General features: G+C 69.8%; 24 protein-coding genes and 1 pseudogene. 12 read left to right on the plus strand and 13 right to left on the minus strand.

Translation table 11 applies throughout. The annotated features are described in order from the left end of the window. Positions 1-12: 12 nt before the first annotated feature. The 3 genes from cydB to hisC form a co-directional block, all read right to left on the minus strand. Positions 13-1,014, minus strand: a complete 1,002-nt coding sequence (gene cydB, locus K7396_RS17620) for a cytochrome d ubiquinol oxidase subunit II (protein ID WP_086718915.1) — start codon at positions 1,012-1,014, stop codon at positions 13-15. Between the two features lie 9 nt (positions 1,015-1,023). Continuing rightward, entirely contained in the window at positions 1,024-2,532 is a 1,509-nt protein-coding gene (locus K7396_RS17625; RefSeq protein WP_086718913.1) for a cytochrome ubiquinol oxidase subunit I, read from the minus strand. A gap of 321 nt (positions 2,533-2,853) precedes the next feature. After that, the gene (gene hisC, locus K7396_RS17630; protein WP_086718911.1) at positions 2,854-3,933 is read right to left on the minus strand and encodes a histidinol-phosphate transaminase; all 1,080 of its coding nucleotides are present in this window, start codon (positions 3,931-3,933) and stop codon (positions 2,854-2,856) included. A 406-nt stretch (positions 3,934-4,339) separates the two neighbouring features. On the opposite strand from hisC, the gene K7396_RS17635 reads away from it, so the two are divergent. The 3 genes from K7396_RS17635 (at position 4,340) to K7396_RS17645 (ending at position 7,909) form a co-directional block, all read left to right on the plus strand. Beyond that, positions 4,340-5,440 (plus strand): LacI family DNA-binding transcriptional regulator, encoded by a 1,101-nt coding sequence (locus tag K7396_RS17635; protein ID WP_086718909.1) that lies wholly within the window; start codon positions 4,340-4,342, stop codon positions 5,438-5,440. A 251-nt stretch (positions 5,441-5,691) separates the two neighbouring features. After that, positions 5,692-6,795, plus strand: a complete 1,104-nt coding sequence (locus K7396_RS17640; RefSeq protein WP_174886924.1) for a metallophosphoesterase — start codon at positions 5,692-5,694, stop codon at positions 6,793-6,795. A gap of 229 nt (positions 6,796-7,024) precedes the next feature. Further along, positions 7,025-7,909 carry a G protein-coupled receptor family protein gene (locus K7396_RS17645; RefSeq protein ID WP_174886923.1) on the plus strand — a complete coding sequence of 295 codons (885 nt, stop codon included), beginning with the start codon at positions 7,025-7,027 and terminating at the stop codon, positions 7,907-7,909. On the opposite strand, the gene K7396_RS17650 is transcribed toward K7396_RS17645, so the two are convergent. Further along, positions 7,906-8,571 carry a DUF5701 family protein gene (locus K7396_RS17650; protein ID WP_086718905.1) on the minus strand — a complete coding sequence of 222 codons (666 nt, stop codon included), beginning with the start codon at positions 8,569-8,571 and terminating at the stop codon, positions 7,906-7,908. The two genes, K7396_RS17645 and K7396_RS17650, sit on opposite strands and share 4 nt — an antisense overlap. Positions 8,572-8,720: 149 nt before the next feature. After that, on the minus strand, positions 8,721-10,514 hold the full coding sequence (thiC, locus tag K7396_RS17655; protein ID WP_086718903.1) for a phosphomethylpyrimidine synthase ThiC: 1,794 nt from the start codon (positions 10,512-10,514) through the stop codon (positions 8,721-8,723). A 220-nt stretch (positions 10,515-10,734) separates the two neighbouring features. Between thiC and K7396_RS17660 the strand changes: the two genes are divergently transcribed. Next, a complete protein-coding gene (locus K7396_RS17660) occupies positions 10,735-12,156 on the plus strand; it encodes a YibE/F family protein (protein WP_152104602.1) in 1,422 nt (473 codons plus the stop codon). Between the two features lie 208 nt (positions 12,157-12,364). Here K7396_RS17660 and K7396_RS17665 read toward each other — a convergent pair whose 3' ends face one another. From K7396_RS17665 to K7396_RS17675, 3 genes are all read right to left on the minus strand, one after another. Then, positions 12,365-12,787: an SsgA family sporulation/cell division regulator gene (locus K7396_RS17665; protein WP_086719049.1), complete on the minus strand. Its 423-nt coding sequence runs from the start codon at positions 12,785-12,787 to the stop codon at positions 12,365-12,367. A gap of 754 nt (positions 12,788-13,541) precedes the next feature. Continuing rightward, entirely contained in the window at positions 13,542-13,763 is a 222-nt protein-coding gene (locus K7396_RS17670) for a DUF5326 family protein (protein WP_086719048.1), read from the minus strand. 226 nt (positions 13,764-13,989) lie between these two features. Then, positions 13,990-14,307 (minus strand): cupin domain-containing protein, encoded by a 318-nt coding sequence (locus K7396_RS17675; RefSeq protein WP_086719047.1) that lies wholly within the window; start codon positions 14,305-14,307, stop codon positions 13,990-13,992. 49 nt (positions 14,308-14,356) lie between these two features. Here K7396_RS17675 and K7396_RS17680 point away from each other — a divergent pair, with 49 nt between their 5' ends. The 5 genes from K7396_RS17680 (at position 14,357) to K7396_RS17700 (ending at position 18,206) form a co-directional block, all read left to right on the plus strand. Further along, positions 14,357-14,734 carry a phage holin family protein gene (locus tag K7396_RS17680; protein WP_086719046.1) on the plus strand — a complete coding sequence of 126 codons (378 nt, stop codon included), beginning with the start codon at positions 14,357-14,359 and terminating at the stop codon, positions 14,732-14,734. Between the two features lie 60 nt (positions 14,735-14,794). Next, positions 14,795-15,352 carry a low molecular weight protein-tyrosine-phosphatase gene (locus tag K7396_RS17685; RefSeq protein WP_373866926.1) on the plus strand — a complete coding sequence of 186 codons (558 nt, stop codon included), beginning with the start codon at positions 14,795-14,797 and terminating at the stop codon, positions 15,350-15,352. Next, positions 15,349-16,476 carry a cystathionine gamma-lyase gene (locus K7396_RS17690; RefSeq protein WP_086719044.1) on the plus strand — a complete coding sequence of 376 codons (1,128 nt, stop codon included), beginning with the start codon at positions 15,349-15,351 and terminating at the stop codon, positions 16,474-16,476. Before K7396_RS17685 ends, K7396_RS17690 begins: the two co-directional genes overlap by 4 nt. Positions 16,477-16,781: 305 nt before the next feature. Further along, positions 16,782-17,678: a LysR family transcriptional regulator gene (locus tag K7396_RS17695; protein WP_086719043.1), complete on the plus strand. Its 897-nt coding sequence runs from the start codon at positions 16,782-16,784 to the stop codon at positions 17,676-17,678. Positions 17,679-17,726: 48 nt separating this feature from the next. Beyond that, entirely contained in the window at positions 17,727-18,206 is a 480-nt protein-coding gene (locus K7396_RS17700; RefSeq protein WP_086719042.1) for an NUDIX domain-containing protein, read from the plus strand. 37 nt (positions 18,207-18,243) lie between these two features. On the opposite strand, the gene K7396_RS17705 is transcribed toward K7396_RS17700, so the two are convergent. The 3 genes from K7396_RS17705 to K7396_RS17715 form a co-directional block, all read right to left on the minus strand. Next, positions 18,244-19,185: a pyridoxamine 5'-phosphate oxidase family protein gene (locus K7396_RS17705; protein ID WP_174886922.1), complete on the minus strand. Its 942-nt coding sequence runs from the start codon at positions 19,183-19,185 to the stop codon at positions 18,244-18,246. A 49-nt stretch (positions 19,186-19,234) separates the two neighbouring features. Continuing rightward, positions 19,235-21,106: a globin domain-containing protein gene (locus K7396_RS17710; protein WP_152104601.1), complete on the minus strand. Its 1,872-nt coding sequence runs from the start codon at positions 21,104-21,106 to the stop codon at positions 19,235-19,237. 450 nt (positions 21,107-21,556) lie between these two features. Continuing rightward, entirely contained in the window at positions 21,557-22,192 is a 636-nt protein-coding gene (locus K7396_RS17715) for an HAD family hydrolase (protein ID WP_086719074.1), read from the minus strand. A 240-nt stretch (positions 22,193-22,432) separates the two neighbouring features. On the opposite strand from K7396_RS17715, the gene K7396_RS17720 reads away from it, so the two are divergent. Further along, positions 22,433-22,990: a DUF2269 domain-containing protein gene (locus K7396_RS17720; protein WP_086719077.1), complete on the plus strand. Its 558-nt coding sequence runs from the start codon at positions 22,433-22,435 to the stop codon at positions 22,988-22,990. Between the two features lie 36 nt (positions 22,991-23,026). Here K7396_RS17720 and K7396_RS17725 read toward each other — a convergent pair whose 3' ends face one another. Together K7396_RS17725 and K7396_RS17730 are read right to left on the minus strand one after the other, a co-directional pair. Continuing rightward, positions 23,027-23,473 carry a GlcG/HbpS family heme-binding protein gene (locus tag K7396_RS17725; RefSeq protein WP_086719075.1) on the minus strand — a complete coding sequence of 149 codons (447 nt, stop codon included), beginning with the start codon at positions 23,471-23,473 and terminating at the stop codon, positions 23,027-23,029. A gap of 171 nt (positions 23,474-23,644) precedes the next feature. Continuing rightward, positions 23,645-24,865 carry an MFS transporter gene (locus K7396_RS17730; protein ID WP_086719076.1) on the minus strand — a complete coding sequence of 407 codons (1,221 nt, stop codon included), beginning with the start codon at positions 24,863-24,865 and terminating at the stop codon, positions 23,645-23,647. 145 nt (positions 24,866-25,010) lie between these two features. Here K7396_RS17730 and K7396_RS17735 point away from each other — a divergent pair, with 145 nt between their 5' ends. After that, positions 25,011-25,550: a MarR family winged helix-turn-helix transcriptional regulator gene (locus K7396_RS17735; RefSeq protein WP_223660060.1), complete on the plus strand. Its 540-nt coding sequence runs from the start codon at positions 25,011-25,013 to the stop codon at positions 25,548-25,550. An 87-nt stretch (positions 25,551-25,637) separates the two neighbouring features. Next, positions 25,638-25,937, plus strand: a pseudogene (locus K7396_RS17740) (N-acetyltransferase family protein); the annotation flags it as partial. Between the last annotated feature and the right edge of the window lie 16 nt (positions 25,938-25,953).

Raw genomic sequence — 25,953 nt, forward strand, 5'->3', positions numbered from 1 at the left:
GCGGCGGCTCAGCTAGTGGGCATCGGCGATGTGCTGGGTGCCGATGCGCTTGCGGAACACCCAGTACGTCCACCCTTGGTAGAGCATCACCAGCGGTGTGGCGAAACCGGCGCACCAGGTGATGATCTTCAGGGTGTAGGGGCTGGACGAGGCGTTGCCGACCGTGAGGCTCCAGCTCTCGTTCAGCGTCGACGGCATGACGTTCGGGAAGAGCGTCAGGAACAGCATCGCGACCGTGGCCACGATGGCGAGACCGGAGAACGCGAACGCCCAGCCCTCACGGCCGAGCCGGTTGGCCCCGAGCGCCGCGACCAGCGCGACCACCACCACGATCACGGCGGCCAGGCTGAGGGCGTCGCCCTTGTCGGCCTGGGTCCAGCCGAGGAAGCCGACCGTCGGCACCAGGGTGAGCACTCCGAGGACGGTCGCCAGCCTGCGCGCCCGCTCCCGGATGTCGCCCGTCGTCTTGAGCGAGGCGAACACCGCGCCGTGGAAGGTGAACAGCGTCAGCGTGACCAGGCCGCCCAGGACCGCGTACGGGTTCAGCAGGTCGAGCACGCTGCCCACGTACTCCTTGTGCGCGTCGATCTTGACGCCGTGCACGATGTTGCCGAACACCACGCCCCACAGCACCGCGGACAGCAGCGAGGTCCAGAAGATCGCGGTCTCCCAGTTCCGCTGCCAGTACTCCTCGGTCCGCTTGTGGCGGTACTCGAAGGCGACCCCGCGCACGATCAGACACACGAGGATCAGCAGCAGCGGCAGGTAGAAACCGGAGAACAGGGTGGCGTACCAGTCGGGGAAGGCCGCGAACGTCGCACCGGCCGCGCTGATCAGCCAGACCTCGTTGCCGTCCCAGACCGGGCCGATGGTGTTGATCAGTACGCGCTTCTCCTGCCGGTCACGGGCGAGGAGCTTGGTGTGGACGCCGATCCCGAAGTCGAATCCTTCGAGGAAGAAGTAACCGGTCCAGAGGACGGCGATGAGGACGAACCAGACGTCGTGGAGTTGCACAGTCGCCTCCTAGTACGAGAAGGCCATCGGCCGGTCGGCGTCCGTGCTGTCGCCGCCGATCTTGGTGGGCGGGTTGAGGTCGGAGTCGGTGAGCTCCTGCGGTCCGGCCTTGATGTACTTCACCAGCAGCTTGACCTCGACCACGGCGAGGATCGCGTAGAGCGCGGTGAAGACGATCATCGAGGTGAGGACCTCCCCCTGCGAGACGCCGGGGGAGACCGCGTCCGAGGTGCGCAGCACGCCGTAGACGGCCCAGGGCTGGCGGCCCATCTCGGTGAAGATCCAGCCCCACGAGTTCGCGATCAGTGGGAAGCCGAGGGTGACGAAGGCGAGCGACCAGTACCACTTGCTGAGGCGGGCGCCGAGCACCTTGTTCTTGGTGAGCGCGAGGTGCGGTGGCTCCTCGTCCCCGGTACGCAGCCCCGGCGCCAGCCAGAACTTCTTACGGGTGAGCCAGAGTCCGGCGAGCCCGATGGCGAAGGACGACATGCCGAAGCCGATCATCCAGCGGAAGCCCCAGTAGGCGACCGGGATGTTGGGCCGGTAGTCGCCGGGCCCGAACTTCTGCTGCTCGGCCTTGTTGACGTCGTTGATGCCGGGGACCGGCGAGCGGAAGTCGTTGTGCGCGAGGAAGGACAGCAGGCCGGGTATCTCGATGGCGACCGTGTTGTGGCCCTTCTCGACATCGCCGTAGGCGAAGACCGAGAACGGCGCCGGCTCCTCCTTGTCCCACAGCGCCTCGGCCGCGGCCATCTTCATCGGCTGCTGCTTGAACATGACCTTGCCGAGCGAGTCACCGCTGACCGCGGTGAGGATGCCCGAGATGACCAGCGTGATCAGCCCGAGCCGCAGCGACGTCCGCATCACCTTGATGTGCTTCTTGCGCATCAGGTGGAAGGCGGCGATACCGACCATGAACGCGGCGCCGGTCAGGAAGGCCGCGGTCAGCGTGTGGAAGGCGACGACCAGGGTGGTGTCCTGGGTCAGCACCTTCCAGAAGTCGGTCAGCTCGGCCCGGCCGTTCGCGGCGTTGTACTTGTAGCCGACCGGGTGCTGCATCCAGGAGTTCGCCGCGAGGATGAAGTACGCCGACAGGATCGTGCCGATCGAGACCATCCACATGCAGAAGCAGTGGATCTTCTTCGGCAGCTTGTCCCAGCCGAAGATCCACAGCCCGATGAAGGTGGACTCGAAGAAGAACGCGATCAGCGCCTCGAAGGCCAGCGGGGCGCCGAAGACGTCACCGACGAACCGCGAGTAGGCGGACCAGTTCATGCCGAACTGGAACTCCTGGACGATGCCGGTGACGACACCCATCGCGATGTTGATCAGAAACAGCTTGCCCCAGAACTTGGTGGCCTTGAGGTACTTCTGCTTCGCCGTGCGTACCCATGCGGTCTCGAGTCCGGCCACCAGAGCGGCGAGGGAGATCGTCAGGGGGACGAACAGGAAGTGGTAGACGGTGGTGATGCCGAATTGCCATCGCGCCAGAGTCTCTGGCGCCATCGCCAGTTCCATGCCGTGCTCCTTACGTCGCCGTTGCACTACGGCAATGCCCCATATGCACCACATAAAGTGGGCCATACAGGGACGCGCTTGTGAACGCGTTCACATTCACAAGCAATTATCTCCTATGGGTCTCAGCCATTTCTGCCGGGGGGTACGTGACCGCGGTCACGCCCGATTCCAGGGGCCGGAACGCCCCTCACCTGCCACGTCCCGGACCACGGCAACGACGCCCGGCGCGGGCCGCCCCCTTCGCAGCGGCGGAAACCAGCACCTCACGCAAAGAGGCCGCGGGTCGGGGACCCACGGCCTCTTCACAACCTCGACGACGCCCTACAACGCCTTGCGGAACTCCTCCGCCGCCTGCAGGAACAGGTCCATCGCCGGACCCTCGCCGATCGTGACCCGTACGCCCTCCCCGGCGAACGGCCGCACGACCACCCCGGCCCGCTCGCAGGCCGCCGCGAAGTCGGTCGTACGGTCGCCCAGCCGCAGCCAGACGAAGTTCGCCTGCGTCTCCGGAACCGTCCAGCCCTGCCCCAGCAGGCCGTCCACCACCCGCGTCCGCTCGGCCACCAGGGCATCGACCCGCTCCAGCAGCGCCGCCTCGCTGCGCAGCGACGCCACCGCCGCCTCCTGCGCCAGCTGGCTCACGCCGAACGGCACCGCCGTCTTGCGCAGCGCCGCGGCCACCGGCTCGTGCGCCACCGCGAAGCCGACCCGCAGCCCCGCCAGGCCGTACGCCTTGGAGAAGGTGCGCAGCACGCACACGTTGGGCCGGTCGCGGTAGAGCTCGATGCCGTCCGGCACCTGGGGGTCGCGCACGAACTCGCAGTACGCCTCGTCCAGCACCACCAGCACATCGCTCGGCACCCGGTCCAGGAAGGACTCCAGCTCCGCGCGGCGCACGACGGTACCGGTGGGGTTGTTGGGGTTGCAGACGAAGATCAACCGGGTCCGGTCGGTGACCGCGGCGAGCATCGCGTCCAGATCGTGCACCTCACCGGAGGTCAGCGGCACCTGTACGGACGTGGCGCCGGAGACCTGGGTGACGATCGGGTACGCCTCGAACGACCGCCAGGCATAGATCACCTCGTCACCGGGGCCGGCCGTCGACTGGACCAGCTGCTGGGCCACACCTACCGAACCGGTGCCGGTCGCCAGATGCTCCAGGGGCACCGAGAACCGCTCGGACAGCTCCGCCATCAGGCCCGTGCAGGCCATGTCCGGGTAGCGGTTGAAGGAACCGGCCGCGGCCACCGCGCTCTCGAGGACGCCCGGCAGCGGCGGATAGGGGTTCTCGTTGGAGGACAGCTTGTATGTGACGGGGCCACCGGCCGCCGCCGGCCGGCCCGGCTTGTAGGTGGGGATGCCGTCCAGCGCAGCACGCAGCTTCGGGGTCTTCTCGCTCACCGCAGGTCCTCCTCGACCGTCCCGCTCCTTCTCCAATACTGCACACCTTATGAGGATTGACCCGTTCGGCGGCAGCCCCCGGCCCGCCGCCAGGCCCGACCCCACGTCGCCGGACCGCTGCCGGGAAGGCCCGCGCAGAGCCTCCAGGGGGCGCCGCCCGATCCGGCGTGCGCCGGTGGCTTACGCCGTGGCGCGCGTCCCCCGTCAAGGTGACTTGAGGCCGCTTCGCAACCTCGACTGATCCACAGGCGAAGGCCCCGTTTCCCCACCGGAATGATCACCTGTAACCCCAACTCCCTGCACTTTCCCGGAAATTGAGGGCCGGTGGCCATGCAGAAACGTGCCTTCTCACCTCGGTCGCCCAACCCCCGCGAGCGGACCCCATGAGCCCTACTATCGGGTCGCCATGACAGCAGCAGGGAAGCACCAGGTGAGCCGGTCGACCGGCCGCCGGCTGGGGCGGGCGGGCATCCGGGACGTGGCCGCCGCAGCCGGAGTGTCGATCACGACTGTCTCCGACGCGCTCAACGGCAAGGGCCGGCTTCCGGATGCCACCCGTAGCCATGTCCGCGAGGTGGCCGACCGGCTGGGCTACCGCCCGTCCGCAGCCGCCCGCACCCTCCGTACCGGCAAGTCGGGGCTCCTCGGCCTGACCGTGACCACCTACGGGGACGAACCTTTCACCTTCACCGAATTCGCCTACTTCGCCGAGATGGCCAGAGCGGCCACCTCCGCGGCCCTGGCCCGCGGCTATGCGCTGGTCATCCTTCCCGCGACCTCCCGCCACGACGTGTGGTCCAACGTCGCCCTCGACGGCACCGTCGTCATCGACCCCGCGGACGGCGACCCCGTCGTCACCGAACTCGTCCGGCACGGCATCCCCGTCGTCTCCGACGGCCGGCCCGGCGGCGCGCTGCCCGTCACCGGCTGGGTCGACAACGATCACGAGGCGGCCGTCCTCGGTCTGCTCGACCACCTCGCCGACGCCGGCGCCCGCCGCATCGGGCTGCTCACGGGCAACACCACCGACACCTACACCCGCCTGTCGACCACCGCCTACCTGCACTGGTGCGAGCGCGTCGGCCAGGACCCGGTGTACGAGTCCTACCCGGCGCACGACCCGTGCGCGGGCGCCGTCGCCGCCGACCGGCTGCTGGCCCGCCCGGACCGCCCGGACGCCGTCTACGGACTCTTCGACCCCAACGGCACCGACCTGCTCGCCGCCGCCCGGCGCTACGGCCTGCGCGTGCCCGAGGACCTGCTGCTGGTCTGCTGCAGCGAGTCCACCCTCTACGCCGCCACCGAGCCGCCCGTCACCACGCTGTCCCTCAAGCCGCGCCGGATCGGCACCGCCGTGGTGCAGATCCTCATCGACGCCATCGAGGGGCTCGGCAACGGCCGGCCCGTGGAACAGGTCATACCGACCGACCTCATCGTCCGGGCCTCGTCCCAGCGACGCCCCCCGAGAACGACCGTCAGCCCCCCACGGGGACCCTCCGGCGACTGAGCGCGCTCCCACATACGAGCGACGGTGTGATCACTTCTACGAGGAAAAAACAGGGTGATCCCGGGATAAATCCGCCGTGAATGCCGGGCTTCGGCGGATTGACCACCCCCGGGTGCGTCACAACCCGCGATCGGCATTCCTATGATGGGCGCACGACACCGCGGACCGCCGTCGACCAGGCAAAGGTCCGAGAGGTGCACGGCGGCGCGACGGTGGAGGGGTCGATGACTCAGGGGGCCAGTCAGGGACCCATGGTGTGGACCATGGCGGGAGAAACTCCGGCGTCTGTTCCGCCGCCCGGAGTGCCTTCCGGCGTGCCCGCAGGGTCCCCCGTGCCGCCCGCCGGCCCGCCGCTCCACCTGCCCGCCGGCGCCCCGGCCGCACCTCCCGTGGTGCCGCCGGCCGAGCTGCCCGAGGAGTACACGCCGACCGCGCGCGACCTCCCGGTCATCGAGCCCGGCCGCACGGACACCCTCATCGACCGCCCGGCCGTCGTCCCGGTGCCCGAACCCGCCCAGGACCCCGACGCGCCCGAGGGCATGGGCCCGCTGTACGTCGTCGGCGATGTGCACGGCTACTACGACGAGCTGCGCGAGGCGCTGGCCGCCGAGGGCCTGATCGACGCCGACGGCAACTGGGCGGCCGGCAACGCCCGGCTCTGGTTCCTCGGCGACTTCACCGACCGCGGCCCGGACGGCATCGGCGTCATCGACCTCGTCATGCAGCTCTCCGCCGAGGCCGCGGCCGCCGGCGGCTACTGCAAGGCCCTGATGGGCAATCACGAGCTCCTGCTGCTGGGCGCCAAGAGGTTCGGCGACACCCCCGTGCAGTCCGGTGCCGGCACCGCCTCCTTCCAGGCCGCCTGGCTGCTCAACGGCGGCCAGAAGACCGACATGGACCGCCTGGAGGACCACCACCTCCAGTGGATGTCCCGCCTGGACGCCGTGATGGAGGAGGACGGGCATCTGCTCGTGCACTCCGACACCACCGCCTACCTCGAATACGGCGACTCCATCGAGGCCGTCAACGACACCGTCCACGACGTGCTCACCCGCAGCGACGCGGACGAAGTGTGGGACCTCTTCCGCAAGTTCACCAAGCGCTTCGCCTTCCGCGACGAGTCCGGCTCGCAGGCCGTACGAGAACTCCTCGACGCCTACGGGGGCGACCGCGTCGTCCACGGCCACAGCCCGATCCCCTATCTGCTGGGCGAGGTCGGCGCCGAGGACGGCGAGAGCGAGGCCGTGGCGGTGGACGGTCCGCATGTCTACGCGGACGGTCTGGCCATCGCCATGGACGGCGGTATCACCATGGCCGGAAAGCTTTTGGTCGTTCAACTTCCGCTGGCGGGCTGAGCGTTAAAGCGGCAGGCGCGCGCCGGGCCGGAGACGGGCGGCCGGCGCGCCGTCGGAGGGACGTACAAGCGGAATCCGGTCGCGGCATTACTCAAATTCCGTAAACTCTCTGTCACCCCGCGCCGGAGTCGCTCTACCATCGGACTATCCGTAGCAGGCTCTCCTCCGTTTCCGCCCACTGCCCGGCCAACGCCGGCCGTACGGCCCTACGGAGCATCGGGGGATCCACATGAACAGCGCTCCGCACCTGCTGAACGAGGACCGCGCGGAATTCGCGCGGATCCTTGATGAGGCGTTGCGCACCGCCGAATACCGTCCGGACGACTTCACCACCGTCGCGGGAAACCATCTCAACACCGAGCAGTTGCGCACGATGGCGCTCAGCGCGACCACCGCCATCGCCGCCTGCGCCACGGCCGAATACCAACGCTATGTACAGCTCCGTGCCGAGCTGCGCGCGCCCGGTCCCGTACCGTCCCGTGTCGCGGTGGACGACGAGGAGCTGAGCCCGGAGGCCGGCGAGGGCACAGGACCGGCCAGTGAACCCGCCCTGGACGAGCCCGGAACCACCGGCGCCGGACTCACCGCCATGATCGCCGTCCTCGCTCCTGTCCTCGCCGGCATCGCGGCGGTCCTCTTCCTCCTCATCGGCTATGTGCTGGGCGCCATCAGCCCCGACAAGTCGCTGGCGCAGCCGCTGATCAGTGTCGGCTGGATCTTCGCGGTACTGACCGCGGCGGGCACCCTCGTCGCGATGGCCGGCCTGGTCGTCACGGCGCTGCGCAACGGCTCGTCCGCCGAGGCCGCCAGAGCCGACGAACTGGGCGAGGCGCTCGACACCGCCCGTGAGGTGTGGCGCCGCGCCCTCCTGGAGCGCGGCGTGCTGCCCTTTCTCCGCGAGGCCCTCACCGACCCCGCGGCCACTCCCGACGACGACCCCTCCCGCTACGTCCCCCGCCGAACCCCGGCGCCGGAGAGCCGGATTCCCACCCTCGGCTACACCCGTCCCGATTTCACCAGCCCCGACAGCGGTTCCTCGGGGCCCCGCCCGCGGTACTCCAGCCCGGACTTCACCAGCCCGGATCACGGAGGGTCCGACCACCCGGTGGATTAATGCGTGGGCCGGCCCGTGGCCGAGGCGAAGCCGAGCCAGGTGTGCCGGTTGCCCGCCCAACACCAGCCGACCTTGGGGGCGTTGCGGCGCTCGCGGCCGTCCCGCCCGGTGCCGTTGCTGATCCAGATCGCCGGGGTGCGGGCGTCCAGGGCGCCGTTGTCCTTGCGCAGCCGGGAGCCGATGGTCATGAAGCAGTGATTGCGCTCCAGGGCGGCCGGCTGCTGCATCACCCAGTGGATGCCCTCGGTGAGCAGCAACGGGGTACGGGCCTCCGCGGTGAGAGCGGGGAGGGCCTCGTCCGGGCTCCAGTTGGCCATCCGGTCTCCGCGGTCGAGGCCGGTGAGGAAGTAGAGCGGGGCGTCGGGCAGTTCGAGGGTGTCGAGCGGCGAGAAGAGATCGGCATCGGTCATGTCGGTGACGACGAAGCCGGGCCTGCCGTCGCGGTGGAGCAGCGGCGCGAGGGCGGAGGCCGGGGCCCGCTCCGGATGCACAGCGAGCAGGGCACCGTGGCCGTCGGGGACGCCGGCTGCCGCGGCGAAGGTACGAAGTTCAGCGGCGGGCAGTCCGGCGATCGTGTGCACCCCGAGCTCGATCAGGCGCTCGGCCTGCGCGGTGAGAGCCGGAAGCAAGGGGAGAACGGTGGCGCTGGTGTTGTCGGACACGAGACTCCCAGGGACGGCGGCGTGACGGGACCCCGGGCCAACGAAACGGCCCGCCGGAACATTCCCGCCGCTGCCCGGTCCGCCCCACGCGCACAGCGGCGGCGAAGGCCCGTCCGGACCTCCGCCGCCCTCATGCGCGCCCGGCAGGATCAGTCGGCCATCGGCAGATAGACCCGGTTGCCCGCGGCCGCGAACTCCTTGGACTTCTCCAGCATTCCGGCCTCGATCTCCCCGGCGGTGGCGCCCTCGTCGCCGCCGAACTGCTCCGTGATGCTCCTACTGATCTTCATCGAGCAGAACTTCGGGCCGCACATCGAGCAGAAGTGGGCCGTCTTCGCCGGTTCGGCGGGCAGCGTCTCGTCGTGGAAGGCGCGGGCCGTGTCCGGGTCGAGGGCCAGGTTGAACTGGTCCTCCCAGCGGAACTCGAAGCGGGCGTCGGAGAGCGCGTCGTCCCACTCCTGGGCGCCCGGGTGCCCCTTGGCCAGGTCCGCCGCATGGGCCGCGATCTTGTACGTGATGACGCCGGTCTTGACGTCGTCGCGGTCGGGCAGGCCCAGATGTTCCTTGGGCGTGACGTAGCAGAGCATGGCGGTACCCCACCACGCGATCATCGCCGCGCCGATACCGGAGGTGATGTGGTCGTAGGCGGGCGCGATGTCGGTGGTCAGCGGGCCGAGCGTATAGAACGGGGCCTCCTCGCAGATCTCCTGCTGGAGGTCGATGTTCTCCTTGATCTTGTGCATCGGGACGTGTCCCGGGCCCTCGATCATCGTCTGGACGCCGTGCCGCTTGGCGATGGTGTTCAGCTCGCCGAGCGTCCGCAACTCGGCGAACTGTGCCTCGTCGTTGGCGTCCGCGATGGATCCGGGGCGCAGACCGTCACCGAGGGAGTAGGTGACGTCGTACGAGGCGAGGATCTCGCAGAGCTCCTCGAAGTGGGTGTAGAGGAACGACTCCTTGTGGTGCGCCAGGCACCACGCGGCCATGATCGAGCCGCCGCGGGAGACGATGCCGGTCTTCCGGCGGGCCGTCAGGGGGACGTAACGGAGCAGCACACCGGCGTGCACCGTCATGTAGTCGACGCCCTGTTCGGCCTGCTCGATGACGGTGTCCTTGTAGATCTCCCAGGTCAACTCCTCGGCCTTGCCGTCGACCTTCTCCAGGGCCTGGTAGAGGGGGACGGTGCCGATGGGGACGGGGGAGTTGCGCAGCACCCATTCGCGGGTGGTGTGGATGTTGCGGCCGGTGGAGAGGTCCATGACCGTGTCGGCGCCCCAGCGGGTCGCCCAGGTCATCTTCTCCACCTCCTCCTCGATGGAGGAAGTGACCGCCGAATTACCGATGTTGGCGTTCACCTTCACCAGGAAGTTCTTGCCGATGATCATCGGCTCGATCTCCGGGTGGTTGATGTTGGACGGCAGCACCGCACGGCCGGCTGCGATCTCGTCGCGGACGAACTCGGGCGTCACGTTCTCGCGGACGGCGACGTACTCCATCTCCGCGGTGATCTCGCCGCGCCGGGCATAGGCGAGCTGGGTGACCGCGGCGCCGTCACGGCCGCGGCGCGGCTGGCGGGGACGGCCCGGAAACACCGCGTCGAGGTTCTTGAGGCCACCGCGGGGCGAGGTGTGCTTGAGGCCGTCGTCCTCCGGCCGCATGGGACGACCCGCGTACTCCTCGGTGTCGCCGCGGGCGATGATCCAGTTTTCCCGCAGCGGCGCCAGACCGCAGCGGACGTCGGTATCGATCTGCGGATCGGTGTACGGCCCTGACGTGTCGTAGAGCGTCACGTCCTTGCCGTTGGTGAGGTGCACCCGCCGGACCGGGACCCGAAGATCCGGGCGCGGTCCGGAGACATAGCCCTTGTGCCAGCCGATCTGCGGCTCACCGCTGCCACTGGCACCGTTTCCGTTTTCGGGCGTGCGTGCATCCTGCAGAGTCATGAGACCCCAACTCCCTACGCCGGCATTACCCGGTAACAGGTTCGGCGGTCGACGCAGCGGCTTCCGTCCATGGGCGTTTCACGTGAAACGCCGCTGGGACGAAGGTCAGCGCCCTCTCAGCCCGGTGCTCCGAGCTCCCGCGATTGCAAAGGTGGCACCACGGTAGCGGCCGAGGCGGCGGAGTGAACAGGGGGCCCGGGCTTCTTGCGATGATCGGGCGGTGAGCCCTCACGAGCACCACCACCCTTCCGCCGCGCACTCCCATGCGCACGGCCATGGCCCCGCGGCACCCGTCTCCCGGCATCTGCGCAAGGTCATCGCGGCAGTGCTGATCCCCTTCGCAACCGCGGTGGCGATCGGCCTGGTCGTGCTCTGGCCGGGCGGCGCACCACCCCACAAACCGTCCGGCGTCGGCTTCGACCAGCCCACGGAGCAGGCGCGGGTCATCAAGGTGGCAGAGGTCAACTGCGCCGATGTCCATGCCGAGCAGCAACCCGAGTCGCCCTCCCCGACCGGACAGCCACCGGCCGGGGGAGCGGACAAGGGCAAGCCCTGTCAACAGACGACGATCAAAGTCACCACCGGAAAGAACGCCGGGCGCACCTTCCAGACGGTGGTGACGCCGGACGCCCTGCGCCACTACACCACCGGTCAGGACGTGGTGGTCTCGTACTCCCCCAAGGCTCCCAAGGAGCTGCAGTACGCGGTGAGCGACGTCGACCGGACACTCCCGATGTGGATACTGGCCGCGATCTTCGCGTTCGCGGTCGTGATCGTCGGCAGGCTGCGGGGAGTGTTGGCGCTGGTGGCACTGGCGGCCAGCTTTGTGGTCCTGACGCTGTTCATCCTCCCGGCGATCCTGCAGGGCTCCGATCCGCTGGTGGTGGCGGTGGTCGGGGGTAGCGCGATCATGCTGATCGCGCTGTACCTGTGCCATGGGCTGACGGCCCGCACCTCGGTGGCCGTCCTCGGCACCCTCGCCTCGCTGCTGCTGATCGGGCTGCTCGGGTCGGTGTTCATCAACTGGGCGCTGCTGACCGGCAATACGGATGACACGACCGGGCTGGTGCACGGGCTGTACCCCGATATCGAGATCCGCGGTCTGTTGCTCGCGGGGATCATCATCGGGTCGCTGGGCGTGCTCGACGATGTGACGGTGACGCAGACCGCGGCGGTCTGGGAACTGAAGGAAGCGGACCCGTCGGCCGGCTGGCGCAAGCTGTACGGCGCCGCGATGCGGATCGGCCGAGATCACATCGCGTCCGTCGTCAACACCTTGGTCCTGGCCTACGCGGGCGCCGCGCTGCCGTTGCTTTTGCTGTTCTCGATCGCACAGAGCAGCGTCGGCACGGTCGCCACGAGCGAGGTGGTCGCGGAGGAGATCATCCGCACGCTGGTGGGCAGCATCGGGCTGGTCGCCGCAGTGCCGCTGACGACGTTGCTGGCGGCCCTGGTCGTCTCGGCGGACCGGAAGGGGACGGGCGCATCGGGGAGTGACAGCGGGGCAGCCATCGGCGAGGAGCCCGCGGCGGGTCACATGGCCGGGGTCGGGGTGGGCACCGATACGCCGACCGGCGCCGCGGAGAGCCGTCCGGGCCGGCGGGGAGGCCGTGGGGGACGCGGCAGGCGCCGTAAGCGGTGACGAGGGGGCGGGCGGCGCCTTCCGGCACACCGGCCGGCCACCGCGAAAGCAGCCGGAGACGGGGCGAGTGAGGTGACGGGCCTTTGGCACGGGCGGGGAGGGGCGCACGACCAGGAGGGGTGCCCGGCCCGGAAGAAGTGCACGGGTACGCGGGACGGCCTGCGTACCCGTCGTGGCGTCGGCCGGACGGGTCCGGCCGGGGGCGGGGTCAGCCGGCCGGTGCTTCCGTGAGGATCCGGTCGAGTACGGCCTCCAGGGTGTCGCAGACCTCTTCCTTGCCCAGCGGCACCAGCCGGTCCGTACGGTCCAGGAAGGCGACCAGCGGCGCCGCGCTCACCCGGAACATCGCACGCTCGGAGCCGACTTGAAGGCTGATGAAGACATCGCTGAGGTGCGCGGGGGAGGCCGGTTCGATACGCACATCGCCCTCACCGGAGGGCCTGCTCAGCCCGTCCAGCAGCAGCTCCCGGCCGAACGCCCAGGTGACGGGCGCGTCGCCGGGCAGATCGAAGGTGAGGCGGACGGCGAACGGATCGGCGCTGGCGAAGTCCAGCTCCACCGGAATCCGGAACGCGAGCTCTTCCGAGACGACGAAGCTCATGATCACTTCGGCCTGAACTGTGTCGGTCATCAACCACTGCCCCGCACTTGATCGGAGATGGCCGGGAGACATCCCCGTAGCCCTATTGGCGCCATCGTCTGCCACGCACCAGCAGATCACAAGGAGTGAGTTTTCAGATACTGACAGAGAAAGCGAGTGTCGTTAGTGTCGCCTCCGCCATTCTTCGTAGCCGGTCTGTAACGGACCGCAATCGATGCAGTTCGTCCCGCCGCGGGGAAACCACCGACACCGTGGCGACCGCCGCAACTCGGACGCGGGAAGTCGCACACGCCGTGCCCAGGGCATATTTGCGACGCTCGAAAGACCGGTGATTGCCACGCACCGTATCCAAACGGTGCAGTAATTTGCCCTCAGATCACACGGAAAAGGGCGATATCAACGGGATCAACGGGTGGGCGTGACGCGCGAGTCGATCTCCGCTCGGGGCGTCGTCGAGCTGCCTCGCGGACGCTGCCCGATCGCGCGGCCGGGGCACGGCTCCTCGGAGGCCGGCCCGCTCCTCCACCGGCGGCCACCACCGCCCCGTCGGCAGACTCTGCCACCTCGACTTCACCCTCCCGGTAGACGGCGAAGTAGACGGTCGCGCGGACTCCCTCGTCACACCCCGGCAGACCGGCGCCCCGGGGCTGTCGGAGGCGTCCGCACCTCGGGCCGGACGCCGACCCGCACGCGAGACGAATTCGCCGTTCACGATCGCCAACACCGAACCCCCGGGTCCGCTCTCGCAGCGGGGCACGGGGGCCGGCCGGCGAAAGGCCCTGGCTTACCAGTCGCTCTTCGACGAGGACGACGAGCCGCCGGCCCTGCGGACGAGGTAGATCACTCCGGCGATCAGGGCCGCCGCTATGAGGACCTTGAACAGCACGCTGATCAGGAAGCCGAGCGCGGTGGTGATCAACCCGCCGAAGACCACGAGCAGAACGACCGGCACCACGACCCAGGTGACCCACCACGGAAGTCCCGCCAAAATCCCCTTACCAGCCACTGTTCTGCCCTGCTTTCTGTCTGTTTGCGCTGTCGTTGTCCGTACCGCGCTATCCGTCTGCTGCGCTGTTTGTCGCGGTGGTGGCGCCATCCACGTGCGGTGTATCCGTCGTCACGCCTCTGGTTCCCCCTGCACCCACGATGCTAGGACGCGGACCGCGGCCGTGGGGGCCTCGCAGCCCCGACCCTTCCCTGAGCCTTCCCCTACGGGTTACGGGGCCGGACCCTTAGCTCTCAGGAGGAGAGAAGACCACCATCACCCGGAGGTCCTCGCTGATGTGATGGAACTTATGGGGCACCCCGGCCGGCACATAGACCACGCTGCCCCGCGCCACCGACTGTGTCTCCATTCCGACGGTGATCGCCGCCCGGCCGCTGACGACGAGATAGACCTCGTCCTGGGCGTGCGGCTGCTGCGGATCGGTGCTGCCCGCATCCAGCGCGTACAGCCCGACCGACATGTTGCGCTCCCGGAGGAACTGCAGATACGCACCGTCGTTCGCGGCCCGTTCCGCTTCCAGCTCGTCCAGTCTGAAAGCCTTCATGCCGATCGCACCCCTCTGATGATTCAGACTCGTCTGCGACGATCTCACCATGAAGCATTTTCTGGTCAAGACGATCGCCAACGCCGCGGCGCTTGCCGTGGCCATCTGGCTGCTCAAGGACATCACGCTCACCGGTGAGAACACCGGCCGCAAAATACTGACCCTGATCCTCGTCGCGTTGATCTTCGGGCTGGTCAATTTCCTGGTCAAGCCCGTGGTGAAGCTGCTCTCCTTCCCTCTGTTCATCCTCACGCTCGGTCTGATCACGCTGGTCGTGAACGCGCTGATGCTGCTGCTGACCTCCTGGCTCGCCGGGAAGGCCGACCTCGCCTTCCATGTGGACGGCTTCTGGACGGCACTGCTCGGCGGCGTGATCATCTCCATCGTCGCCTGGGCGATGCACGTGATCCTTCCCGACGAGGACTGAGCCTTGACCGCCCCCTTCCGCATCTGCTTCGTCTGCACCGGCAACATCTGCCGGTCGCCGATGGCGGAGTCCGTCTTCCGCGCCCGCCTCGCGGAGGACGGGCTCGACGGCCTGGTCGAGGTCGACAGCGCGGGGACCGGCGGCTGGCACGAGGGCGACGGAGCCGACCCGCGCACGGTCGCCGTGCTGTGCGCGGGCGGCTATGAAAGCGTCCACTCCGCCCGCCAGTTCCACGCCTCCTGGTTCGCCCACCTCGACCTGGTCATTGCCCTCGACTCCGGCCACCTGCGCGAGCTGCGCGGCCTGGCCCCGACCGCCGAGGACGCTGCCAAGGTCCGCCTGCTGCGCTCCTACTACACGGGCCCCACGGCCGACGCCGGCCCGGGCCAGGAGTCCGGCCGCACGTCGGCACCCGACCTCATCGACGGCCTCGACGTCCCCGATCCGTACTACGGCGACGTCACCGGCTTCGAGGAGTGCCTGGAGATGATCGAGGAGGCGAGCGACGGCCTGCTGGCAGCGGTTCGCGCCGCGGTCACCGCCCCGGAAACCGGGCAGGCCGTCGCTCGCGAGGCTTCGCAGGACCCGCACGAGCCGCGGGAGAAGGAGAGCGCATGACCGCCGACGGCACCCGCGCCGTGCGCGCCGGACTTCCGGAGCCCGAGCCCTATGAGCCGGCCCTCCCGGGGCCGGTGTTCGCGGCGCACTTCCACCTCCCCGGCGATGCCGTCGGCCCGTACACCTACGGCCGCGACGCCAACCCGACCTGGACCCGTCTGGAACAGGCCATCGGCGAGCTGGAATCACCGGACGAAAGCGCCCATACCGTCGCCTTCGCCTCCGGGATGGCGGCGATCACCGCCGTACTCTTCTCCCAGCTGCGCACCGGCGATGCCGTGGTGCTCCCCAGCGACGGGTACCAGCTGCTGCCGGCCGTCCGCTCCCGACTGGAGAGCTATGGCATCGAGGTCCGTACGGCTCCGACCGCGCACGACGCCCAGCTCGATGCCCTGGACGGCGCCCGGCTGCTGTGGATCGAAACGCCCTCCAACCCCGGCCTCGATGTCTGCGACATCCGGCGGCTGGCCGACGAGGCGCACCGCCGCGGCGCGTTGGTGGCCGTCGACAACACCCTCGCCACCCCTCTCGGGCAGCGGCCGCTCGCGCTCGGCGCGGACTTCTCGGTCGCCAGCGGCACCAAGGCGCTGACCGGCCACGGTGACGTCCTGCTGGGGTATGCCAGCACCCGCGATGCCGCGCTGGCGGATTCCGTGCGGCTGTGGCGCAAGACGGTGGGCGCGATCCCCGGCCCGATGGAGAGCTGGCTCGCGCACCGTTCGCTCGCCACTCTCGCGCTGCGGGTCCGCCAGCAGTCGGAGGGTGCGAGGGCACTGGCCGCGGCGCTGGCCGACCGGCCCGAGGTCACCGGCCTGCGCCACCCGGGCCTCCCGTCCGACCCGTCCCATGAGCTCGCCAGCCGGCAGATGCTCCCGGGCCGCTTCGGCTCCGTGGTGTCCTTCGTGCTGCCCGACAAGGCCCGCGCGGAACGGTTCCTGGCCGCTCTGACCCTGGTCGATGAGGCCACGAGCTTCGGAGGAGTACGGTCCAGCGCCGAGCGACGTGCCCGCTGGGGCGGCGACGTCGTGCCGGACGGCTTCATCCGTTTCTCGGTCGGCATCGAGGAGCCGGAGGATCTGGTCGCGGATGTCATCCGGGCTCTGGACGTGGCCGGACAGAACTGACCGGACCGCCGGCCCGCGCCGAAGCAGGGACCGAGTCGAACAAGCGGCGCGCACCCCACACCCGGGGCACCGGAAACGACAAGTGGGCCGGCAGGGCATCCCCCCTCGTCGCCCTGCCGGCCTGCGGCTCCCATGGCCCCGAGTCCACGCGTTTCACGTGAAACTCGGTGTTCCACGTGAAACGAACCGCTCGAACAAGGCTAGTTGACTGAGCGTCATTGTCCAATCACGCCAACGACACAGCCCTATCGACAAATTTATAGTTGGCTCGCGACCAGGCTTCCGAGAGGCGCGGGAGGTACGCGATGGATCTGGCTCTGCTGCGCACCTTCGTCACCGTGCACCGGGCCGGATCCTTCACTCGTGCCGCGGCCTTACTCGGGCTCTCCCAGCCCGCGGTGACCAGCCAGATCCGGGCGCTGGAACGCCAGTTGGGCCGCCCCCTCTTCCTCCGCTGCGCCCGTGGCGTCACCCCCACCACCATCGGCGATGAACTCGCCCACAAAGTGGCACCGCACCTGGACGCACTCACCGAGATCACCGAGTCCGGTCAGGACCGGGACTCCGTCACCCGTACTCTCCACCTCGCGGGGCCCCCGGAGTTCCTCGCCGAGCGCGCGCTCCCCGCGCTGACCCCGCTGATCGCCCAGGGCCTGTCCATACGCACCGCCTTCGGCTCCGCGGAGGAGTTGCTGAGCGGCCTGGCAGCCGGCCACCACGATCTGACCGTCACCACCACCCGCCCGCGCGGCGGGCTGCTCTCCGCCACCCCGCTCTGCGACGAGGAGCACGTCCTGATCGCCGCACCGCACTGGGCGGCCGAGCTGGGCGGCAGCACCGTGCTGCAGGCCGGGGGAGTCCGCGTGCTGGACCCCGTGCCGCTCGTCGAGGTCCATGAAAGCCTGCCGCTGATCGCCCGCTACTGGTCCGCGGTCTTCGACGCCAAGCCCGCCGCCTCCGCCGCCGTGATCGCCGCGGATCTCCGGGCCGTGCTGTCGTGCGTGACGGCCGGAGCGGGGCTCGCCGTGCTGCCCCGCTATCTGTGCGCCGAGGCGCTCGACAGCGGCGACGTGGTAGCCCTGCTCGACCCGCCGGTGCCCCCGCTGCGGACGTACTTCCTGGCCGTCCGGACCGGAACGCTCGGCCTGCCGCACATCGCCCGGGCCCATGAATGGCTGTTGCGAACCGCTGTCGACTGGTGACCGAGAGGCGTGGGTTTCACGGGGCCATGACTGCGGCATCTGTCCCCTATGAACGTACGGCCAGTCGTCAAACGCACCGCCCGCGCGATTCTGCTCGACGGCGCGGACCTCGTTCTGATCAAGCGCACCAAACCCGGGCGGGCCCCGTACTGGATCACTCCCGGCGGCGGCGTGGAGCCCGAGGACGCCACCGTCATCGACGCCCTCCACCGTGAACTGGACGAAGAGCTGGGCGCGAAGATCAAGGACGTGGTGCCGGTCTTCGTCGACACCGTCGAGCACTTCAGCGACGGCGGGGTGGACGGCGTGAAGGTCCAGCACTTCTTCGTCTGCCGGCTCGACTCGATGGACGTCTCGCGCCGGCACGGCCCCGAGGTCGAGGAGCCCTGCGGGGAGTACGAGATCGTGCGGGTGCCGTTCACCCGTGTCGGCATCGCCTCCGTCGAGGTCGTCCCGCTGTCGCTGCGGCACTACCTGGACGGCAACATCGAGGGCGTGTGGGCCATGCACGCCCCTGACCTGGGCTGAGCGGGATTCCGCGGGCCCGCCCCCAGCGGGCAGCGGGTCAGCCGTCGCGCCGGTCGTCGAACCATCCGCGGAACGCGGGAGCGTCGTCGGCGGGCCGGCGGGGCTGGGCGCGGGCGAGCACCCGCTCGACCCGGTCGAGGAACTCCGCGTTCAGCTCCTCCACGAAGTCGTCCCGGCGCGGAACCCGAGGTGCGCCGGAGTACGCGGGACCGGCCGACGGGGCAGGGGCCGGGCCGGCGCCGTACGCCAGGTCGTCTCCGCACGCCGGAGCCGCGGCCTGGTAGAGCGCGTCGTCCGTGTCCTCGTGCAGTCCGCCCCGGAGGTGCTCGTTCCTGCGCTCCGCGCGCCGGAAGGGCGGCCGCTGCCCCGCCTCCGCCGCCGCGCCGAAGAAGTCACCGCCCTTGCGCTTGGCGTCGTCGGTGCCCCAGGCCCGCGCCCCGCGCTGCTGTGCCGGGACCTTCTGCAGATGGGGAATGTGCTTGGCGCAGTGGATGTACGCCTCTTCGACCTCGACGGTGACCCACAGCTGGGCCCGTCGGCCGGGAACCGGGTCGACCGGCAGACCGGGGTGCTGCGCCCGCATGTCCTCGTCCATGACGACCCGCGCCCGCCCGTTGATGTGGAGCCCGATGCGGTCACGGGTGAAGTCGATCATCAAGATGCCCAGGCGGGGGTTCTCCGAGATGTTGCCGATGGAGGCCATGACACCGTTGCCACGGTATTCCGGGTACGCCAGCGTATGGGCGTCGAGCACCTGGACGAACCCCTGCGGACCGGCCCGGAACGTCGCATCGCATTCGCCGTGCCGGTCGGCCGTGGCCAGGAAGAACATCTCCTGACGGGCCACGAACTCCCGCATCCGCACATTGAGATGGTCCAGTACCTGGTCGCCGTAGAAGCGGTCGGCGCGCTCGGTCGTACCGAGCCGCTGCTGCACGAGGTGCTCGCCGTCGCTCCCGGGGCGCTCTTGCCGTGGCATGCCCCACCCCTCCCCTGTCGGACCGTTGTCGACCTGTGCTGTCACGATCTCAATCTCCCGCCGAGACGAGCTCTTCCACGGAGTCGTGCCGTATGCGCTCGGTCGGGATGCCGACACCCACCAAAGCGTCCACACCACTGCGGATCAACCCCGGCGGCCCGGAAAGATAGGCGTCGTACTCCCGGAACGGCCCGTACTGACGGACCGCGTCCGGAAGCTGGCCGGTCTCGCTGCTCGTGCCGCCGCGGGCCGCGGGTCCGGTGGCGACGACCGGGCGGACGGAGAGCCAGGGGTGGGTCTGTTCGAGGGTCAGCATGGTGTCGAGGTCGTAGAGGTCGTGGTCGCTGCGGGCACCGTAGAACACCTCGACGGGGCGCCGGACACCGTGTTCCGCGACATCCTCGACCAGCGCCTTGATGGGGGCGATGCCGGTACCGCCGCCGACGCACAGCAGACCGCTGCGCTTGCTGTGGTCGACGGTCATCGAACCGCCGGGTGCGCCGAGCCGGATGACATCGCCGGGACGGGCGCGGTGGACCATCGCGTTGGAGACCCAGCCGGCCGGGACCGCCTTGACGTGGAAGGAGAGCAGGCCGTCGGAGCGCGGCGCGGAGGCGAAGGAGTAGTGCCGCCAGACCCGCGGCCACCAGGGGGTCTCCACGCTGGCGTACTGACCGGCAAGGAACGGGTAGGGCTGGTCGGGGCGGACCAGCACCACCGCGATGTCGGGCGTGCGCAGCTCGTGCGAGACGACCTCGGCCTGCCACCAGGCGGGCGCCACGGCCTCGTCCTCGGCCGCCGCGTCGATCATGATCTGCGAGATCGCGGTGTAGGCCCGCACCCAGGCGGCCTGGGTCTCCGGCCCCCAACTGGACGTCGCATAGCGCGCGAGCGCGTTGAGCAGGCACTCGCCGACCGCCGGGTAGTGGTCGGGCTGGGTGCCGTACTTGCGGTGCCCGCGGCCGAGGTTCGCCAGGTAGGCGGTGAGCACCTCGGCGTCGTCGACGTGCTGGGCGGCGGTGAGCAGCGCCTTGAACAGCCGGTCGCGCTGAGTGTCCATCGCGGCCGGGAACAGCGCCCGCAGGTCCGGGTACTGCACGAAGAGCAGCGCGTAGAAGTACGAGGTGACCTTGTCGGCCACGGGCTCGATCTCCGCCATGGTGCGGCGGATGAGAACCGCGTCGGGGGAGGCGGGTGCCGTGGAAGCGGCCGAGGCCTGCAGGGCGTCGAGAGTGGGCTCCGGACCGGGAGCGGCGGGACGCGCCTGGGGCGTGAAGACCGAGGGCGCGGGGCCCTGGCTCTGGGCGGCGGGTCCCGTCGCGGGCGCGGTGCCGGCGGGGGCACCCGCGGGTGCTCCCGTGGCGCGCGCCGATTCGTGTACGGGCTCGGGCTCCCGGCCCGGGGGCGATACGCGCTCCCACTCCGGCGGGCGCGGCGCGGGGGACGCACCGCCCCAGGAGGGCTCGGCCTCGCGGCGGGGGGCGGCATGGCCGGGGGCCGCGGCGGGCTGCTCGGAGTAGGCGGCCGCGGGGAACTGCTGCTCGCCGGAGCCTGCCGCCGGGGACGGACGGCCTGCTTCATAGGGCGACGGCGCCTGCGGCGGCTCCGTCTCGCGCTCGCGTGTGGCGGCGGTGCCTACCGGGCGGATCGGGTTGACCGGTCGGCTGGGTATCGGCTCCCCGTCGTTCCGCCCCTCTCTCTGGTTCCGCTCGTGGTGCTCTCTTCGGTCGCCGCGGTCGTGGTGGGCACTCCCGTCGTCCGGTTCGGCCGGGACGTCGTGGTCCTGCTGCCGGTCCTGGCCGTGGTGCTGCTCCTGCTGTTCTCCGGAGGACTTCTTCGCCGGTGGAGTGAACCAACCCCAATCGCCACTGCTCCCGCCGGAAGAGCCGTTATCGGCCGACGTGGTGGTCGGAGCGTCCATGGTCTGCCTCGCCTCGAACGTCTTTCGGTTGTCTTCGCACTTCCGTTGATCGGAACTGCCCGGAATTCCCCCGTCCTGCCCCGGAATTGTTCATCGCCTCACGCGACTCCGGCAACACCCGCCAAAGCGGACAAATCTCACTCCCTTGCGACAATGCGGAGCAGATGCCGCGTCAGCAGCATGCCACTCCTGCTCATCACATCGGACAAATAGTCGGAAGTCCGGGTGCTGGGGGTCGCTTCGCCGCTAGGCTGACGAGCTTTGAGCCCACCCCTCGCGCTCCCACGGAAGCCCTACCTCCGCCAAGCCGGACTCGACCATACCGGCAGGAGTTAAAACCACAAGCCCTGATCTTGGAACACTCCGCACGGCGCTTCCGATAACAGTGATCCTCCCCACAGACTTCCTTTTCAGCGCCACAGCGGACGAATCCGCCGGGGGAGTTCGGAATTACCGGCCAGTACGGACCAGTTCGTATGCCTCGCGAAGATCCCTGCCCGCATACGCAAATGAGGCCAGCCCACTGACATGGTGATCCGCATTCACGGCCACGGACTGCGGTACTGCCGCGAACAGTTCGGTGTCCGACAGGGAGTCGCCGTATGCCACACAGTCGGCTCGCGTCAGCCCGTACTGCACACAGAGTTCATCCGCGATCCGTACCTTCGCCGCCGACGAGAGGATGCCCGCCGGATCCACCGCCTCCCTGATCGGCAGCGCCGGCCAGCGGGAACCATGCGTCGCGTCGGCGCCCCAGTCCAGCAGCCGTTCGACAAAGAAACCCGGCGAGAGAGAAATCACTGCGCACCGTTCGCCGCGCGCCCGGATATCCGCCCAGACTTCCTGGATTCCGGTCAGCCAGGGTGCGCCGTCAAATGCCGCGGCCACCGTGAGTTCGGTCAACTCGGCGGCCCAGAGATCACATGCGCGTTGAGCGAACTGCGGGGGAGTCAGTTCACCCGCGGCAAATGCGCGTTCCAACTCGGCAATCTCCCGGTCCAGTCCGAGCTGCCGGGAGATCTCAATGGCGGCCGCGGACCCATGGAGCAGGGTCCCGTCCATGTCGAACAGATGCAGCTTGCCCATGCCCCGGAGCCTAGGAGGCACGGTCGCGGCAGGCGAGGGCGGCACCGCGGGAAGGTGCATCCGGCCCGCACGGCCGGCGGGGCCCGGAGAGGATGCGGCCGGCTCGTGGAACCGCCCGTGCCGGGTGCGGGAGTGCGGGCGGTGGTCTGCGCCGCATGTCGGGACTACTCACGCCCGCGTAGGTGCGGATACTCCCGCCGGCAGATGTCCTGCGGGGCACGGGGCGCGACCGTGGACGCCATGCGGCAGCTCAGCCGGCCCGCCCGCCGGGCCCTCCTCGTCCTCCATGTCGCCGTCTCCGTCGGCTGGCTCGGTCTCACCGTCGGACTGCTCGCGCTCGGCATCACGGGCTACACGGCCGGCTCCCCCGAGATGGCCGGCGTCGCCTACCGGGCGATGAAGATCCTCGGGGACTGGCTGGTCCTCCCCGTCGCCCTGGCCTCCCTGGTCAGCGGACTGGTGCTGTCGCTGCGCACCTCCTGGGGGCTGGCCAGATACCACTGGGTCCACGCCAAGTTCTGGCTGACGCTCGTCACCGTCCTGTTGTCGGTCTTCTCACTCCGGCCCGGTATCAACCGCCTCGCCGCCGAAGCCGCCGCGGGCACCGCGCGCCCGGACCTCGGTCTGCTCGTCGCGCCGTCGGTCGCCACGGCCACCTACCTCTTCATGACCGCGATCTCCGTCCTCAAGCCCTGGGGCCCCACCAAGCGCGGCAGCCGACTGCGCGAGGCACAGTCGGCCGCGGCCCGCGCCGGCCGTTCGCGAAGCAGCGGCATCGAGGGCGCGGGCATCGGCTAGCGGACAGCGGCGGGGCGCTGTCGGGCCGGGCGCCCGTCAGGCGAGGCCGACCTCCGCTATTGCCGCGGTGGCGATCCGGTGGTCCTGTTCCGGGGCGCCGCCGCCGAATCCGACCGCACCGATCAGCCGGCCGTCCCGGTGCAGCGGCACCCCGCCCGCGAGGAAGAGCAGCGGCCGGTCCAACGCCGTGGGCAGGGTGTGGAAGAGGCCATCGGGCCGTACGAGTTCGACCAGGTCGGCGGTCGGGGTGTCGAGCTGCACCGCCGTGTACGCCTTGCGTGTGCTGGTCTCCCCCGAGATCAGCACGGCCGCGTCGTCCCGCCGGAAGCCGAGCAGCTGACCGCCCGCGTCCACAACGCTGACGCTGCCCCGCACGTCGAGGTCTTCGGCGGCACGGACGGCGGCATCGATGAGGAGCTCGGTATCGCGCGTGGTGAGGGGACGGATGGCGGGGGCGGTCGGGGCAGAGGTGGTGGTGCTCATGAGGATTCTTCCCTGGGGCGTAGTGGTGCTGGTGGTGCGTGCTGCGCACTGCGTTTGCGCTGGTGGCAGGTGGCGCGTGGTGGGCTGGTGGAAGGTGGTGGCCGATGGGTACGCGTCGGTCCGGTGAGGGCCGTGGCGCCGGTCGTCCGGGGGCGCGGTACGGCCGGAACGTCAGCCGTGTGCCACCGCCACGGGCTCGTCGGCACTCGCGGCGGATCCGCCCGCGGCGACCACACGGCCACGGCCCGTCCGGCGCCGCTCCAGAGCGGAGGCGAATATCGCCACTGCCAGCGCCGCGGCGGTCATCAGCGCACCGACCCAGTTGGGCGCGGTGTAGCCGAGGCCGGCCGAGATGACGATCCCGCCGAGCCAGGCGGCCAGTGCGTTGCCGAAGTTGAAGGCCGCGATATTGCCTGCCGAGGCGAGGGTGGGCGCCGAGGCCGCCTGGTCCATCACCCGCTTCTGCAGCGGGGGAACGGTGGCGAAGCCGAAGATGCCGATCAGCGCGATGGTGACGATGGCGGCGGTCTTGTCGTGCGCGGTGAAGTTGAACGCGGCCAGCGACAGCGCCAGACCGGTCATCGACACGAACAGCATCGGCATCATGGCGCGGTCGGTGAAGCGGCCGGAGACCAGGTTCCCGCCGACCATGCCGAGGCCGAAGACGGCCGTCAGCCAGATCACGGAGGACGGCGCGAAACCGGTGACCTCGGTCATCATCGAGGCGAGGTAGGTGACGGCCGCGAAGACGCCACCGAAGCCCAGGATCGTCATCAGCATCGCGAGGCCGACCTGCGGATTGCGGAACACCGCGAGTTCGCTGCCCAGCGGAGAGGCCGCCTTCGCCTGCTGCGCCGGAACCAGCTTCACGATGCCCAGCAGGCCGATCACGCCGAGCGCGGTGATGGCGTAGAAGGTGGTGCGCCAGTCGAACTGCTGGCTGAGCAGGGTGCCGGCCGGCACGCCCACCACATTCGCGATGGTCAGGCCGCTGAACATCAGCGATATGGCGGTGGCGCGCTTCTGGGGCGCGACGAGGTCGGCGGCGACGAGCGCGCCGATGCCGAAGAACGCGCCATGCGTGAACGCGGCCACGATCCGCCCGACGAGCATGATCCAGAAGCTGGGTGCGACGGCCGTGAGCAGGTTGCCCGCGATGAACAGGCCCATCAGCAGCATCAGCATCTGCTTGCGCGTGAAACGCGTGCCGACGGCGGTCATCAGGGGCGCTCCGATGACCACGCCGAGGGCGTAGACGGTGGTCGCGTAGCCGGCGAGCGGGATGGAGACACCGAAGCCCGCCGCCATGTCGGGCAGCAGACCCATGACCGCGAACTCGGTCGTTCCGATCCCGAAGGCACCGATGGCGAGAGCCAGGAGTGCGAGAGGCATGACGGATCCCTTCAGATGATTGCGTCCGTCCCTTACGAGCGTAGACAATAATTGCAGACGCGGGTTAATTGCAAGCGCTGGATATTTCGCTGGTGCCCTATCCTGGGTGATGTGCCCATGCGGTGCGCCCATGAGGAGGTCGTCGATGACGCAGCAGACGCGGGAGATGCAGGAGAAGCGGGACGCGCAGGAGGCGGTGGAGACGCCGCAGGCGGCCGCACCGGCCGATCCCGGCTGTCCGCCCGCGCCGCCGCCCGGGCTGGCGCAGGGTTGGTGCGCGCTCTCCGCCCTGCACAGCCGCATCGAGTCCCACATCGAACGCGCACTGCAGGCGCACGACCTCAGCGTTCGTGAGTTCTCGGTCCTCAATGTGCTCAGCGAGCAGCACGACGGCCCCGGCGGCCATCTGCGGATGCACCAGGTCGCGGACTCCGTCGTCCTCAGCCAGAGCGCCACGACCCGCCTGGTCACACGGCTCGAGGAGCGGGGGCTGCTCTCGCGCTACCTGTGCCCGACCGACCGGCGCGGCATCTACACCGACGTGACGCCCGAGGGCCTCGCGCTCCTGGTGGAGGCCCGGCCGACCCACGACGGCGCGCTGAGCGAAGCCCTCCAGGACGCCGCGCAGCGCCCCGAACTGGCGCCGCTGGTCACCGCCGTGGAGACGCTTGTTCCGCCGCGGTGACGTAGCGGGGGCAGGAGGAGCCGTCCGCCGAACGGACGGTGTGGTGCCTCTGCCGCCCCCGTGATCACACGGCATAGGGTCGCGCCCATGAGCGATATCGAGATACGCCGCGCGACCGAGACCGACCTTCCCGCCATCGTTGCGATGCTCGCCGATGACCCGTTGGGCGCCACCCGCGAGTCACCGGACGACCTTGTTCCGTACCGCGCCGCGTTCGAGAAGCTGGCAGCCGACCCCCAGCAGCACCAGATCGTCGCCGTCCGGGCGGGGCGGACGGTCGGCACGCTCCAGCTCACGGTGATCCCCGGCCTGTCACGGCGCGGCGCCACCCGCGCGATCGTCGAGGGGGTACGCGTCCACAGCGACGAACGCGGCAGCGGCCTCGGCTGGGTTTGATCCGCTT

Origin of the sequence: Streptomyces angustmyceticus (genome assembly GCF_019933235.1) — a bacterium.
Lineage (GTDB): Bacteria > Actinomycetota > Actinomycetes > Streptomycetales > Streptomycetaceae > Streptomyces > Streptomyces angustmyceticus.